This is a genomic window from Diaphorobacter oryzae DSM 22780 (genome assembly GCF_059568935.1).
The window spans coordinates 63,565-77,228 of record NZ_JCANUL010000002.1 but is presented as its reverse complement, the minus strand read 5'-3'; the positions used below and the strand labels follow the sequence as shown (position 1 = coordinate 77,228).

Genomic DNA, 13,664 nt, shown 5'->3' with positions numbered 1-13,664 from the left:
CCCCTTCATGTCCACGTCTTCTGGATGCCTGCGGTAATGGCTATGCACCTGGCTGCTTTTGCCCGCGCCGCTGGTCCCGCAGCATGAACAGGTACAGCCCCTCCACCTTCTCGCGCGCCCACGGCGTCTTGCGCAGGAACTTCAGGCTGGACGACACGCTGGGATCGCTGGTGAAGCAACGCACCGGAATGCGCCGGCCCAGTTCCTCCCAGCCATAGTGCGCCGCCAGCGCCGTGACGATGGCCTCCAGGGTGAGGCCATGCAGGGGATTGCGGGGCTGGGCGGGTGGAGCGGGTGGAGTCGGTGAGGTCATGGCATGGCCACTGCAAAGGCGGCCGGAGATCCGGCGGGGGAGCTGGGTGTGGCGGAGGTCGGAAGGGGTTGGGTCCAGCAAGGGAGAGACAAAGTCTGGCGACCGCGCGCCTCAGTGGATCGCCGCCGCCACGATGAGGCTGATCCCTAAGCACATGGCGGCCACCACCATGGCCAGGGCCTTGTTTTGTTTTTCCACGATCTCGGCCCACAGGTCGGCGGGGGTGATCTTGTCGATCAGCCAGAAGCACAGCCAGAAGATGACCACGCCGATCAGCGCGTAGAGGATGGACCCGAGGAAGGCCGCGGGCCGGAGCCATTCGATTCCCATCATGGCGTTTGCTCCTTGGAAGGGTTGAAAGTTAGGTGTATCACTTGTGGCCGCCGCCCGTGGTGTAGCCGCCGAACGAGCCGCCCGAGCTGCGGTAATACCCGCCCGAGGAGCCCGAGCAGTTGCTCATGAGCACCAGCAGGATGATCAGCACGATGAGGATCAGGATCAGCATGCCGCAGCCGATGCCGGAGCCCACGGCGACGGGCCCCGCGTCCTGCCGGCGAAACAGCGCCGCCTTGTCGCCCAGCTTGAAGGCCTGGGCCACGGCGGCGCTTTCGATGCGGCTGCCGTGCGACCAGGTGACCTCGCTGCGCGACTGCTCGCGCGACAGCAGGCCCTTGCCGTCCACGGCGGCAAAGTCGCTGTTGCTGGTCTTCTGGCCACGCTCCACGGGCCAGTAGAACTCGCCGGCCACGTAGTTGGTCTCGGCCTGGTAGCTGGACGTGAGGCGGTAGGTCCGCCCCAGGTACTGCGCGGCCTGCGCGCCCGGCTTGTGCTGCGGCGCGCCGGTGGTGGGGCGCACCAGGCTCCAGCCGTCGCTGGCGTCCACCAGGAAGAGGAAGCCGCGCTTGCGGTGGTAGAGCAGGTATTCTTCCCAGCCGAAATGCTCGTCGTCGCCGGGCTCCACGCCGGTGCGGTGCTGAAAGCCCACGACCTGCCAGGACGCGCCCTCGAACTGCCCCACGCTGCCCAGCGGGATCAGCGGCTGCACGGGCTCGTGCTGCGCGGCGTGGCGCAACTCGCCACCCAGGCCGCTGCTCAGGTCGATCAGGCTGTTGCACGAGGGGCAGGTGCAGCTCTTGGTGCTGTCCAGTGCGACCGGCACGGGCGCGCCGCAGCGGGGGCAGTTGAACTGGCGGCCCTTTTCTTCCTTGGCGGACTCGTCCTTGAGCCCCTGCATCGCCAGCTCTTCCAGGCGCACGGCGCGGCCGCGCTGCACCTGGGGCGGCTGGTGGCCGTAGTCGATGGAGAGCACCTCGCCGTCGTCGGCGCGTAGCTCCACCACCTGGAAGGGCGTGCCCAGCGGGGGGAGCTGGGGCAGCTCGCCCTCGGCCGCCACCAGCTGCGCGCGCACGTTGGCCGCCACGCTGAAGGGCTTGCCGCCCACGGCCGTGGTCATGCCGACGCGAAAGCGCTCGGCCGCGGGCAGCTCGCGGCCCATGCTGGCCGCGCGCGTGAAGACGTAGGCGCCGTTGTCCTCGCTCAGCGTGGCGGTGCTGCCGTCCTGCAGGAAGGCGGTCCACTCGGCCCAGCCGCCGGCGTCGCCCTGGAACTGCAGGCGCCCGATCAGCGTGAACGGCAGCTCCTGGCCGTCCTCCGCGATGCGGCCGCTGGCCATGAGCCGCAGCGGGCTGTGGTCGTCGAAGACCTCGGCCATCTTGCCCACGCGCTGCAGCACCTCGCCGCTGCGCACCACCGCGCTCTGGCAGTAAGGGCAGATGGCGTGGGTGGACTGGGCGCTCTTGAATTCGACCGGCGCGCCGCAACCCGGGCAGGGCGCGCGGTAGGTACGCTGGGTGCCGCTGTCGGCCATGCGGTATGTTTGGAGTGTTTCTGGCCTCTAGCGCTTATGTATCAAGCGCTAGCAGCTATTATTTTTGATGTTTTCGGCGTCAAACGAGCTTCTTGAGCAGCTCGGTCTTCTTGGCGTCGAACTCTTCCTGGGTCAGGATGCCCTTGGCCTTGAGGTCGGCCAGCTTTTCCAGCGTGGCCATGACCTCCTCGGGCTTCACGCCCACAGGCGCAGCCGCAGCCGGGGCCGCCTGGGCAGCGCCGCCCTGCAGGCCCTGCTGCAGGTTCTGCGCCAGCACCTGACCCAAGGCCACGCCGGCGCCCAGGCCCATGGCGTCGCCCGCCACGCCGCCGCCGCCATTGCCTGCGCCTTCGGCGAACTTCGGAATGGCCTGCGCCGTCTGGTACTGCATGAAGCGGCCCATGTCGTTGCCGACCATGCCCATGCCGATCTTCTGGTCCAGCACCTTCTGCAGTTCCTCGGGCAGAGAGACGTTCTGCACCGTCATGGACTCAAGCTGCAGGCCGATCTTGGCGAAGGCGGGCTGCAGCTCCTTGGCCAGGGCGTCGGCAAACATCACCTGGTTGGCCGCCAGGTCCAGGAAGGGCAGGCCGCTGCCGGCGATGGCGTTGCTGATGTTTTGCAGCACCAGGCCACGCAGCTGGCCCTCCAGGTCGGCGGCGGGGTAGGACGCGCGCGTGCCCGAGATCTCGGTGTGGAACAGCTTGGGATCGGCCACGCGGTAGGCGTAGTTGCCGAACGCGCGCAGGCGCACGGCGCCAAAGTCCTGGTCGCGGATGGTGATGGGCTGGGGCGTGCCCCATTTCTGGTCCACCTGCTGGCGCGTGCTGAAGAAGTACACGTCGCTCTTGAACGGCGACTGGAACAGCTTGTCCCAGTTCTTCAGGTAGGTCAGCACCGGCAGGGTCTGCGTGGTCAGCTTGTAGGTGCCGGGGCCGAACACGTCGGCCACCTGGCCTTCGTTGACGAACACGGCCATCTGCGACTCGCGCACCACCAGCGTGCCGCCGTTCTGGATTTCCATGCCCTCCATGGGAAAGCGCCAGGCGAGCGTGCCGTCGCCCTCCTCGGTCCACTGGAGGATGTCGATGAACTGCTTCTTGATGAAGTCCATGAGGGCCATGCGTGCGCTCCCGTTCGCGTCTGAAGTGGATGAAGAAGGCGGAGAAAAGAGAGCGGCCATCATAGCGGCGACGCATGGCGGCACATGGCGGCGCCGCAATAGTTCCTATCTGCGGATTAGCGACGACCAATTGGCCCTTGCGAATGCGAACGACTAGCATTCATCACATGCCATCGAAGGAGAACGCCATGTCCCGCATCCGCGCCGCCGCCCGCCACAACCTGCCCACGCTGGCCAAGACCGGCAGCTACTACGTGATCCACGTCTGCGTGGCCGCCCTGGTGGCCTATGCCGTCACGGGCAACCTGGTCGCCTCGCTGACGCTGAGCCTGCTGGAGCCCACGGTGCAGGCCTTCGCCTTCTTCTTTCATGAGAAGGCCTGGGCGCGCGCGCTGCAGCGCCGCCAGGCCCCGGCCACCGCACAGGTCGCCCATGCGCACGCTGCCTGATCCCCCGCCCGGCTTCGCCCAGTGGCTGGCGCAGCGGCTGGCCGGCCTGGCCCGCGCGCACTGACGCGCGGCGCGGCGGCGGCAGGCCCGTCAGCCCCAGGCGTCCAGCAGCGTGCCGGCCATCTCGTCGGCGCGGCGCAGCACCAGCAGGTTGGCCCGGAAGGCGTAAGTGGCGGCCATCTGCTCCACGGCCTCGGCCTCCAGCGCCACGCCAGGCTCTGGGGCGGGCTCTGCCAGCCGCGCCTGCACGCCGCCCGGCGCCGGGGCGGTCTGCAGCTCCACCGTCTGGCGCCGAAAGCCCGGCGTGTTCAGGTTGGCCACGTTGTGGGCGCTGCTGTCCAGGCGCAGCTGCGCGGCCTGCAGGCCGGATCGGGCGATGGTGGCGAGTGCGCTCATGGTTCCCTGGTTATCGGCGCGGCGCGGCGTGGCTTGAATCGGTGCGCCCAAATACTATTATTTTGATAGCCATTAACGCTTGATATATAAGCGCTGCAGGCCATTTTGGCTCAAACACTGGCATGCGCCTGCTCCAGGCAGCGCTCGAACAGCTGCGCCGCGCGGCTGGGCTCGGGCGAGCGGCGCACCAGGCCCACGAAGCGGCAGTCGTAGCGGAACGCCTCGGGCCGCACGGCGCGCATGCGGCCCTGGCGCTCGAAGGCCTCGGCGTAATGGTCGGGCAGAAAGCCCAGGAACCGGCCCGACAGCACCAGCGTGGCGATGGATTCCTGGTCGAAGCCCGTGGCGCTGCGCGTCAGGCGCGCCTCGTGGCTCAGCGCCATGTTGGGCGAGTGGTAGCCCAGCCCCGCGAACGGGTAGGCGCGCACCGCGTCCCAGTCCAGCCCGTCATGGGGCGCGCCGAACAGCGGGTGGCCCGCGCCGCAGTACAGCAGCATGGTTTCGCCGAACAGGTCGGTGTAGACCAGGCTCTGCGAGCTGCGGTGCGCGGGAATGATGCCCACCTGGTAGCTGCCGTCGATCACGCCGCGCTCGATGGCGTTGATCGAGCCCACATGCAGCTGCAGCTGCACATGCGGCGCCTGCGCGGTGAAGGCGGCGATGGCGTCGCCGATGCGCGCGGCCGGGTTGCTGGCGGTCTTGTCGAACACCGCCACGGCCAGCTGCCCGCCCATGCGCGCGTGGATGTCGTCGATGCTGCCCAGAAAGCTGCGCACCGAGGCCAGCAGGCGCAGCGTCTCTTCATAGACGCGCTGGCCCTCGGGCGTGAGCGCAAAGCCCGCGCGCCCGCGCCGGCACAGCGTGAGGCCCAGGCGGGTTTCCAGGTCCTTCACATGGCGGCTGACGGTGCTGGTGCCGATGTTCAGCTCCAGCTCGGCCGCGGCCATGCCGCCGCACTCCACCACGGCCTTGAAGACCTGCAGCAGGCGCAGGTCCATGTCGGACAGCTGGCCCAGCAGGGCACGCGGGCGGGAGGGCAGAGGGGCGGGCATGGATACTTGCATAAACAGGCAAGTGAACGTGGATATTTGTTGCTTCAACGGATTATGGCGGCCGCCAACAATGCGTGCACCACTTTCCTGGAGACCTCCATGTCTTTTGCCGTGATCGACGACACCACCACCGCCCCGCGCATGGACGCCGCCTGGCTGGACGCGCACTGGATGCCGTTCACCGCTAACCGCAACTTCAAGGCCAAGCCGCGCATGATCGTCAGCGGCCAGGGCGCCTACTACACCGACGCGGAAGGCCGCAAGATCTTCGACGGCCTGTCGGGCCTGTGGTGCTCGGGCCTGGGCCATGGCCGCACCGAGGTGGCGCAGGCCATCGGCAAGGCGGCCGCCCAGCTGGACTACGCGCCGGCGTTCCAGTTTGGCCATCCGGCATCGTTCGCGCTGGCCAACCGCCTCAAGGACCTGACGCCCGACGGCCTGGACTATGTGTTCTTCACCGGCTCGGGCTCCGAGGCGGCCGACACCTCGCTGAAGATGGCGCGCGCCTACTGGCGCGCCAAGGGCCAGGCGGGCAAGACGCGCCTGATCGGCCGCGAGAAGGGCTACCACGGCGTGAACTACGGTGGCATCTCGGTGGGCGGCATCGGCGGCAACCGCAAGCTGTTCGGCCAGGGGATCGAGGCCGACCACATTCCGCACACGCAGCCGCCCATGGGCTCGTTCTACCAGGGCATGCCCGACATCGACGGCCGCGCGCTGGCCGACAAGCTGCTGGACGTGATCGCCCTGCATGACGCGAGCAACATCGCCGCCGTGATCGTGGAGCCGTTCAGCGGCTCGGCCGGCGTGGTGATTCCGCCCAAGGGTTACCTGGAACGCATCCGCGAGATCTGCACGCAGAACAACATCCTGCTGATTTTTGACGAGGTCATCACCGGCTTTGGCCGCTGCGGCACCTGGACCGGCGCCGAGGCCTTCGGCGTGACGCCCGACATCATGAACTTCGCCAAGCAGGTGACCAACGGCGCCCAGCCGCTGGGCGGCTGCATCGCCACCCAGGAGATCTACGACACCTTCATGGCCGCGGGCGGGCCCGATTACATGCTGGAGTTCGCGCACGGCTACACCTACTCGGCCCACCCGGTGGCCTGTGCGGCTGGCAACGCGGTGCTGGACCTCCTGCAAAACGAGGACATGCCCGGCCGCGTGAAGGCCCTGGCCCCCTACTTCGAAAAGGCCGTGCACGGCCTCAAGGGCGCCAAGCATGTGGCCGACATTCGCAACTACGGCCTGGCCGCGGGCTTCACCATCGCCGCGCTGCCGGGCGAGCCGGCGCGCCGCCCCTACGAGATCGCCATGAAGTGCTGGGACAAGGGCTTTTACGTGCGCTATGGTGGCGACACCATCCAGCTCGCGCCGCCCTTCATCAGCACCGAGGCCGAGATCGACCGCCTGGTCAGCGCCCTGGGCGACGCCCTGATGGAAACCGCCTGAAGCTCCTGTTTTGATAGCTGCCAGCGCTTGACAAATAAGCGCTGGTGGCACTTTTTATTTGAAATTTGCCATGCACCACGACAAGAACGTCACCTCAACCATCGGCCACCTGATCGACGGCAAGATCGTCGCCGACACCGAACGCACCCAGCCGGTGTTCAACCCCGCCACCGGCCAATCGACCACCAGCGTGGCCCTGGCCAGCCAGGCCACGGTGGAGGCCGCGATTGCCTCGGCCGAGGCCGCCTTCCCCGCCTGGCGCAACACCCCGCCGCTCAAGCGCGCCCGCGTGATGAGCAAACTGAAAGTGCTGCTCGAAGAAAACGCCGACAAGATCGCCGCCATGATCACCGCCGAGCACGGCAAGGTGCTGGCCGACGCGCACGGCGAGCTGCAGCGCGGCATCGAGAACGTGGAATACGCCAGCTACGCGCCCGAGCTGCTCAAGGGCGAGCACAGCCGCAACGTGGGCCCCAGCATCGATTCGTGGTCCGAGTTCCAGGCCCTGGGTGTCACCGCCGGCATCACGCCCTTCAACTTCCCGGCCATGGTGCCGCTGTGGATGTGGCCCATGGCCGTGGCCTGTGGCAACACCTTTGTGCTCAAGCCCTCCGAGCGCGATCCCTCGTCCACCCTGTTCATCGCCCAGCTCGCGCTGGAGGCGGGCCTGCCGCCCGGCGTGCTGAACGTGGTCAACGGCGACAAGCTGGCCGTGGACACCCTGCTGCAAGACCCGCGCGTGAAGGCCGTGAGCTTTGTCGGTTCCACCCCCATCGCCGAATACATCTACGCCGAAGGCTGCAAGCACGGCAAGCGCGTGCAGGCCCTGGGCGGCGCCAAGAACCACGCCGTGCTGATGCCCGACGCCGATGTGGACAACGCCGTGAGCGCGCTGATGGGCGCAGCCTACGGCAGCTGCGGCGAGCGCTGCATGGCCATCCCGCTGCTGGTCGCTGTGGGCGACGCGGTGGGTGACGCCGTGATCGCGGGCCTGAAGACCGAGATCGCCAAGATGAAGGTCGGTCCCGGCACCGACAACAGCAATGACATGGGCCCCCTCGTCACCAAGCCGCACTTCGAGAAGGTGAAGGCCTATGTGGACAGCGGCGTGGCCGAGGGCGCCACGCTGGTGGTCGATGGCCGCAGCGTGAAGGTGGCAGGCCATGAGGAAGGCTACTTCCTGGGCGCCTGCCTGTTCGACCACGTCAAGCCCGGCATGAAGATCTACCAGGAAGAAATCTTCGGCCCCGTGCTCGGCGTGGTGCGCGTGAAGACGCTGCAGGAAGCCATGCAGCTCATCAACGACCACGAATACGGCAACGGCACCTGCATCTTCACGCGCGACGGCGAAGCCGCGCGCTATTTCACCGACCACATCCAGGTCGGCATGGTGGGCGTGAACGTGCCCCTGCCCGTGCCCGTGGCCTACCACTCGTTCGGCGGCTGGAAGCGTTCGCTGTTCGGCGATCTGCACGCCTACGGCCCCGACGCGGTGCGCTTTTACACCAAGCGCAAGACCATCACCCAGCGCTGGCCGTCGGCCGGCGTGCGCGAGGGAGCCGTGTTCAGCTTCCCCAGCAGCCGCTGAACTCGTGAGGTGAGGCCAGCCACAAGCGGCCCGCCCCTCCGCCCTTGGACACTACAGCACCGCCTCCCGATAGGGAGGTGGTGCTGTGTCTATCAGGCGGGGCGACACTATCACGCCGTCATCACGCAATGGGCCACTTGGGGAACTGCGCCTTGTAGTAGGTCAGTTGGTCGTGCCGCGGCGTGGCGGAACCCGGTGCGCCCACATACAGCACACGCGACGCGACGGCGGAGAAGGAAGCGTAGAAATGCTGCGCCGATTTCACGACGATGATCTGCTTGCTCGCAAGGTCACAGCCCAGCCCGGTGAAGACGTCGACGTGGAAGGCCTGACTGCGCCGCGAAATCAGCACGCACTCGATGCCATCGATGTCGATCAGCGCGCTGTCACCCACCACCACCTGCTCCCCCGTCTGCCCGGTCATGGTGTGGTTGCGCCGCAGCGCATTGACGGTGACCACCGCATCCAACGGATCTCCCGACATGGCACTGATCTTTCCGCCCACGCGCAGCGGCAGGCGGGCGCCTACGCCGGCCGAGAACGCTAGCTGCACGGCCACCGGATCCCACAGCGGCCCCAGCGCCACGTTCTTCACCTGGCGCTCCACGAGCCGGCGGAGGATGAAGGTCGAGTCTCCCGCAGCGCCGCTGCCGGGGTTGTCCGATCGGTCAGCCAGCACCACCGGTGTGGCGCCTTCCGCCAGCGCGCCATCAATGGCCTCGTCCACCGCAAGATAGTTCACCCGCAACTGGTCACGCACGCCAATCAGCTCATCGGCCAATGTGCGCGCCAGCGACTGCGCCGCCCCCTCGTCGCCATCGGTGTATACCAGCACCTTGGTACCCATGGCCGGCACATCGCCTGTGGCAAAGCCCTGGATGGCGGAAATGGACAGTACGCCGCCCTGGCCCTCCAATGCCTGAAGCCGGTCCACAAACGCACGGCCGGGGTTGCGCGATGTATGGATGGGCACGATCATGTTCGTGTCCACCATGGCCGCGCATGGCCTGATCTCACCCTTGAACGCACGGGCGCACAAGTCGACCAACTCCACCGCACGCGCCTCGATGTCGGTATGCGGATACTCCTTGTAGGCCACCAGCACATCGGCTCCCGTCACCATGGCCTCGCTCAGGTGGGCATGCGGGTCCAGCTCGCACCCGATGATGACGCGCTCGCCGGCCACCCGGCGCACATGGGTGATGAGGTCACCCTCGCAGTCGTCATAACCGTCGGCCACCATGGCACCGTGCAGCCCCAGCAGCACCACGTCCACGGGCAGAACCTTCTGCAGGTCCGATAGCAGCTCGTCGCGCAACGACTCGTACGCCTCCCGCGTGACCAGCCCGGCGGGCTGGGCCTGCGCGTGCAGCCCTTCGAGCACGGTCCAGCCCTCCTGGGCGGCACGCTCGCGGGCCTTGAACATCGGCGCCGCATAGCGCGTCATGTGCTCTGGATGCTGGCCCGCTGGGAAGTAGCCGTCCTGCTGAAACTCGTCGAGCCCAGTGGGCAGCGGCGAGAAGGTATTGGTCTCCGTGCCGATGCCGGCGCTGAATACACGCATGTCTGATCCTATGGGTCTCGGGGAACTGAACGGGTCCAGGGGCGTATCAGCCGGCCCAGGCCTGGACCTCGATCTCGATCTTTGCACCGCGGTTCAGCACCGCCTGCACCGTCGATCGCGCCGGCAGATCCTGCTGGAAGAAATCCGCATACACGGCGTTGAAGTCCGCGAAATCGGCCAAGTCTGCCAGCCACACCGTGGCACGCACCACATCCTTGCGCGAAAGTCCGTGCGTGAGCAGAACGTCTTCAATGCTGCGCAGAACGGCAGCGGTTTCCGTACGGATGTCCGATTGCAGGGGGCGTCCTTGCGCATCCGCGGGCAGCACGCCCGAGAGAAAAAGGAAGCCACCGGCCTTGACGGCGGAAGACAGTGGCAAGGGTTTGGAGCTGGGGTAACGAACGATGGAAGTCATGTCATTCAACACAGGGAAGTCTCAAGCTTGATCCATCAACTCGGCGAGTTGACGGGCAGAACCAAAGGCCAGGGTGAGCCCCAAGGCTCCGTGGCCGATGTTCAGAAACACATTGCGCACCGGAGACCGCGCGATGATGGGCACCGAAGTGGGCGTCGCGGGGCGCAGGCCCACCCAGTCCGACACGGACTCCAGGTCGACCGCATGGCCAAAAGCCTCCCGGGTGTGCTGGCGCAACTCATTGATGCGCGTTGCGTCGATGTGGCGATCGTATCCACGGATCTCTGCCACACCCGCCACCCGCAGCCGCTGGCCGACGCGGGCGTACACCACTTTCTTGGATGCATCCGTGATACTGGCGCGCGGCACGGCCTCGGGGTCGCGGATCGACGCCGTGATGCTATAGCCCTTGAGCGGATACACCGGCACCGAGAAACCCAACTGCCGCGCCACCGCTGCGCTCTCTGCCCCCGTGGCCAGCGCAACCCCATCCACCTCGCGCTCGCCTGCGTCGGTTTGCAAATGCGTGACACGCCCATGCGACTGGCGAAATCCGAGTACACGCGTACCCAACGCGAACCGGACGCCCCGCGCACGCAACCGCGCCTCCAGGTTCTGGCACAGCGCGTGGCTGTCCACGGCGCATTCGCTGGGGGTGTAGATGGCGCCAGCCATGCGCTCGCGAAAGCGCTCAAGCGCGGGCTCGATACGCAGGCATTCGTCCGGCAACAGCGCCTGCTGCGGTGGGCCGTGCGGTGCTTGCAACGCCAGTTGGGCTTGCGCTTTCCGGAAAGCACCCGCATCGGGCAGCACCACCAATTTGCCGCTTTGCGTGAAGCTCAGTGCATCGGGCGCCGCCCCTTGCAGCCACAAGTCGGTCTCGGTGCGGCTGAGCGCACCCAAGGCCAACAGCTCCAGCGATCCCTTGCGGGCCTGCGACGCCGTACACGCGCGCAGGAAACGCAGCATCCATGCCCACTGCGCGGGCTGCAGGCGCGGCACGATCTTGAGGGGGGCGTGGCGGGCGAGCAGCAACTGCGGCAACTCGGCCAGCAGCCCCGGCTGAGCCAGCGGCGCCACATAGCCGTACGAGAGCTGACAGCCATTGGCGAGGCTGGTGCCCTGCCCCACGGCCCCGTGAGCATCCATGACGGTGACCGCGCGGCCCGACCGCACCAGGGCCGCGGCCGCTGTCAACCCGACGATGCCGGCACCTATGACCGTGACATGCTGGTACGGTGCCGAGACAGCTGGGGCGGCTGCACGCCAGTAGGCGTCCGAAAAGTCCATGAACTTGTCCTTGCTGGGGTCAGGCAGCGGTGATCGCACTCGCCGCTCAGTCCACCTTGGCACCGGTCTTGCGCACCAGCTCACCCCATTTCACGCGCTCGCTCTTGATCAAGTTGCGGAAGTCTTCCGGGCTCCCGCCGCCCACCGTCGAGCCCAGCTTCACGAGCTTGGCGTGGATCTCCTTGTCCTGCAGCACGGCATTCAGCTCTTTGTTGAGCCGCATGATGACTTCCTGCGGAGTTCCTTGAGGTGCCACGAAGCCACCCCAAGCCGTCACTTCATACCCTTTCACGCCGGCTTCGTCGAGCGTGGGCACATTGGGAAACAGGGGTGTGCGCTCCAGCGCCGTTACCGCCAGCGCGCGCACGCGGCCCGCCGTCACATGGGGGCCTGCGGAAGAGTAGTTGTCAATGAGAAAGTCGACCTGTCCGCCCATCAGGTCATTGAGGGCCTGCGGTGCTCCTTTATAGGGAACATGGGTGGCATCTATGCCCGTCATGAGCTTGAACAGCTCGGCACCGATATGGCCCGAGGTTCCCGTGCCGCCCGAAGCGAACATCATCTTGCCCGGGTTCTGCTTGGCGTATGCAATCAGTTCCTGCACCGAGCGGAAAGGCAGGTTGTTGTTCACCACCAGCAGGCTGGCCGTCTTGGAGACGTTGATGATGGGCTCGAGACGCTGCGGGTCATAGGGCAGCTTGGAAAACAGGAATTCGTTGGTGGTCAACGTGGCATTGTTGCCATAGCCAATGGTGTAGCCATCCGCGGGCGCCGTAGCCACGGCCTGCATGCCGATGTTGCCTGCGGCGCCAGGCCGGTTTTCGATCACGATGGATTGCCCCAGACGCTTGGCAAGCTCATTGCTTACCAAGCGTGTGAGGTTGTCCGGTGCACCGCCTGCGGCAGACGGCACAACGATCTTGATCGGCCGATCAGGCCACTGGGCGTGCGCTGCCGTGAAGGCCATTGTGATAACAGCACCCATCGCCACACGGCGGGTCAACGAGAACTTCATTGTCATTCCTCCATCGCTATCGCTTCGCGCGATATGTCCATACAAACCGCGTAGTATCGAAAAGAGCGATGGGGGGCGCCAGTGAAAAAAGACGCGCCAAGCAGTCGTTTTGGAATACTTGCTGCGCAGCGCGGGGGAACGCGGTCAAACGCGTTGAGCCTGATCGAATTGATCGCGCAAGGTCAGGAGGAATGTGTCAAAGGCTACGGAGCGTGTGGCTGCCACATCGTAGAAAGCCACCACCTCCAGGGTCATCGCAGGCTCCAGTGCCCGGATACGCAGATCGCTCGCGATCGCCTGAGCCGTGAACTCGTCCACCAGGGCAAAGCCGACGCCACAGCGTGCCAGGGCAGCCGCAATGTAGTACGTGCGAGTTTCCATCATGGGGCTGAGTTCGGGGAGATCCAGCTGATCGCAGGTATCACGGATCTTCTGCGCCAGCGGATCGCTGCCGCCAATGCCGATCCACGACCCAGGATCCAGTTCGGCAAGCTGCAGGGGACAGCCATCCTCCTGCCCGCTTCCCGATGGCGCCACATGCACGACGCGCGCCAAGCCCATGGGCAAGCGTCCCAGCCCCTTCCGCAAGGGCATCTCAAAGGAAACTGCCACGTCCAGATCATGCACCTGAAGCCGTTCCAGCAACTCGTCCCCATTGCCCGTAGATATCTCTAGCGAAACGCCCGTGCAACGCTGGCGAAAGGCCGCAATGGCCGCCGGCACCAACCCCAACCCCATGCTGGGGAGGCAGCCTATGCGCAAGTGATCATCGGGGTTGCGCTTGAGATTGCGCACCAGCCGTTGGACGTTGTCAGCCTGCGCAAACAACAGCGAGGTCTGCGCAAAGAGCTGCTCTGCTTCGCGTGTTCGCACCAGCCTGCCGCGCACGCGCTGGAACAGCGCGATGCCCAGCGCATGCTCAGCCTGCGCCAGAGCTTTGCTGGCAGCAGATTGCGACAAATTAAGCAGGTCAGCGGCTCCGCTGACCGAGCCGCTGCGCATGACGGCGTGGAAAATTTCAAGGTGACGCAGGCGCATCAGAACGCAGCTTCCAACCAAAAAGTCAATCTTGGGCAGGTCCAATCAGTGCGCAGAGAGCGACTGGGAGCATGCCGTTTCGCCGCTGACGGGTGCCGC

14 protein-coding genes are annotated in these 13,664 nt (G+C 66.3%); 3 read left to right on the top strand and 11 right to left on the bottom strand.

The genetic code is table 11. The annotated features are described in order from the left end of the window. Positions 1 to 40 precede the first annotated feature (40 nt). From BP68_RS03635 to BP68_RS03620, 4 genes are all read right to left on the bottom strand, one after another. Entirely contained in the window at positions 41 to 313 is a 273-nt protein-coding gene (locus BP68_RS03635; RefSeq protein WP_496369228.1) for a VF530 family protein, read from the bottom strand. Between the two features lie 111 nt (positions 314 to 424). Beyond that, positions 425 to 646, bottom strand: coding sequence for a DUF350 domain-containing protein (locus tag BP68_RS03630; RefSeq protein WP_496369226.1), 222 nt, complete (start codon positions 644 to 646; stop codon positions 425 to 427). A 37-nt stretch (positions 647 to 683) separates the two neighbouring features. Beyond that, positions 684 to 2,180: a DUF4178 domain-containing protein gene (locus BP68_RS03625; RefSeq protein WP_496369224.1), complete on the bottom strand. Its 1,497-nt coding sequence runs from the start codon at positions 2,178 to 2,180 to the stop codon at positions 684 to 686. Between the two features lie 79 nt (positions 2,181 to 2,259). Beyond that, entirely contained in the window at positions 2,260 to 3,303 is a 1,044-nt protein-coding gene (locus tag BP68_RS03620) for an SPFH domain-containing protein (protein ID WP_496369222.1), read from the bottom strand. A gap of 188 nt (positions 3,304 to 3,491) precedes the next feature. On the opposite strand from BP68_RS03620, the gene BP68_RS03615 reads away from it, so the two are divergent. Continuing rightward, positions 3,492 to 3,752 carry a DUF2061 domain-containing protein gene (locus BP68_RS03615; RefSeq protein WP_496369220.1) on the top strand — a complete coding sequence of 87 codons (261 nt, stop codon included), beginning with the start codon at positions 3,492 to 3,494 and terminating at the stop codon, positions 3,750 to 3,752. Positions 3,753 to 3,842: 90 nt separating this feature from the next. On the opposite strand, the gene BP68_RS03610 is transcribed toward BP68_RS03615, so the two are convergent. After that, complete coding sequence (locus BP68_RS03610) at positions 3,843 to 4,148, bottom strand: flagellar basal body protein (RefSeq protein WP_496369218.1); 306 nt, start codon at positions 4,146 to 4,148, stop codon at positions 3,843 to 3,845. A gap of 110 nt (positions 4,149 to 4,258) precedes the next feature. Beyond that, complete coding sequence (locus BP68_RS03605) at positions 4,259 to 5,200, bottom strand: LysR family transcriptional regulator (RefSeq protein WP_496369215.1); 942 nt, start codon at positions 5,198 to 5,200, stop codon at positions 4,259 to 4,261. Between the two features lie 99 nt (positions 5,201 to 5,299). Between BP68_RS03605 and aptA the strand changes: the two genes are divergently transcribed. After that, positions 5,300 to 6,655, top strand: a complete 1,356-nt coding sequence (aptA, locus tag BP68_RS03600) for an omega-aminotransferase AptA (RefSeq protein WP_496369213.1) — start codon at positions 5,300 to 5,302, stop codon at positions 6,653 to 6,655. A gap of 70 nt (positions 6,656 to 6,725) precedes the next feature. Then, the gene (locus BP68_RS03595) at positions 6,726 to 8,243 is read left to right on the top strand and encodes a CoA-acylating methylmalonate-semialdehyde dehydrogenase (RefSeq protein ID WP_496369211.1); all 1,518 of its coding nucleotides are present in this window, start codon (positions 6,726 to 6,728) and stop codon (positions 8,241 to 8,243) included. A gap of 121 nt (positions 8,244 to 8,364) precedes the next feature. Here the strand turns inward: BP68_RS03595 and BP68_RS03590 are convergent, their stop codons facing one another. The 5 genes from BP68_RS03590 to BP68_RS03570 all read right to left on the bottom strand — a co-directional run bounded on the left by BP68_RS03590 (position 8,365) and on the right by BP68_RS03570 (position 13,610). Further along, positions 8,365 to 9,807, bottom strand: a complete 1,443-nt coding sequence (locus BP68_RS03590; RefSeq protein ID WP_496369209.1) for a M81 family metallopeptidase — start codon at positions 9,805 to 9,807, stop codon at positions 8,365 to 8,367. Between the two features lie 46 nt (positions 9,808 to 9,853). Next, positions 9,854 to 10,222, bottom strand: a complete 369-nt coding sequence (locus tag BP68_RS03585) for a RidA family protein (protein WP_496369207.1) — start codon at positions 10,220 to 10,222, stop codon at positions 9,854 to 9,856. Between the two features lie 21 nt (positions 10,223 to 10,243). Next, a complete protein-coding gene (locus tag BP68_RS03580; RefSeq protein WP_496369205.1) occupies positions 10,244 to 11,512 on the bottom strand; it encodes a D-amino acid dehydrogenase in 1,269 nt (422 codons plus the stop codon). A gap of 46 nt (positions 11,513 to 11,558) precedes the next feature. Continuing rightward, the gene (locus BP68_RS03575) at positions 11,559 to 12,527 is read right to left on the bottom strand and encodes a Bug family tripartite tricarboxylate transporter substrate binding protein (RefSeq protein ID WP_496369203.1); all 969 of its coding nucleotides are present in this window, start codon (positions 12,525 to 12,527) and stop codon (positions 11,559 to 11,561) included. Positions 12,528 to 12,671: 144 nt separating this feature from the next. Next, on the bottom strand, positions 12,672 to 13,610 hold the full coding sequence (locus tag BP68_RS03570) for a LysR family transcriptional regulator (RefSeq protein WP_496369201.1): 939 nt from the start codon (positions 13,608 to 13,610) through the stop codon (positions 12,672 to 12,674). Positions 13,611 to 13,664 lie beyond the last annotated feature (54 nt).

Excerpts from the sequence above, each read along its gene's own strand:
- BP68_RS03635 (WP_496369228.1), bottom strand. The coding sequence starts at position 313 with ATGACCTCACCGACTCCACCCGCTCCACCCGCCCAGCCCCGCAATCCC.
- BP68_RS03630 (WP_496369226.1), bottom strand. The coding sequence starts at position 646 with ATGATGGGAATCGAATGGCTCCGGCCCGCGGCCTTCCTCGGGTCCATC.
- BP68_RS03625 (WP_496369224.1), bottom strand. The coding sequence starts at position 2,180 with ATGGCCGACAGCGGCACCCAGCGTACCTACCGCGCGCCCTGCCCGGGT.
- BP68_RS03620 (WP_496369222.1), bottom strand. The coding sequence starts at position 3,303 with ATGGCCCTCATGGACTTCATCAAGAAGCAGTTCATCGACATCCTCCAG.
- BP68_RS03615 (WP_496369220.1), top strand. The coding sequence starts at position 3,492 with ATGTCCCGCATCCGCGCCGCCGCCCGCCACAACCTGCCCACGCTGGCC.
- BP68_RS03610 (WP_496369218.1), bottom strand. The coding sequence starts at position 4,148 with ATGAGCGCACTCGCCACCATCGCCCGATCCGGCCTGCAGGCCGCGCAG.
- BP68_RS03605 (WP_496369215.1), bottom strand. The coding sequence starts at position 5,200 with ATGCCCGCCCCTCTGCCCTCCCGCCCGCGTGCCCTGCTGGGCCAGCTG.
- aptA (WP_496369213.1), top strand. The coding sequence starts at position 5,300 with ATGTCTTTTGCCGTGATCGACGACACCACCACCGCCCCGCGCATGGAC.
- BP68_RS03595 (WP_496369211.1), top strand. The coding sequence starts at position 6,726 with ATGCACCACGACAAGAACGTCACCTCAACCATCGGCCACCTGATCGAC.
- BP68_RS03590 (WP_496369209.1), bottom strand. The coding sequence starts at position 9,807 with ATGCGTGTATTCAGCGCCGGCATCGGCACGGAGACCAATACCTTCTCG.
- BP68_RS03585 (WP_496369207.1), bottom strand. The coding sequence starts at position 10,222 with ATGACTTCCATCGTTCGTTACCCCAGCTCCAAACCCTTGCCACTGTCT.
- BP68_RS03580 (WP_496369205.1), bottom strand. The coding sequence starts at position 11,512 with ATGGACTTTTCGGACGCCTACTGGCGTGCAGCCGCCCCAGCTGTCTCG.
- BP68_RS03575 (WP_496369203.1), bottom strand. The coding sequence starts at position 12,527 with ATGAAGTTCTCGTTGACCCGCCGTGTGGCGATGGGTGCTGTTATCACA.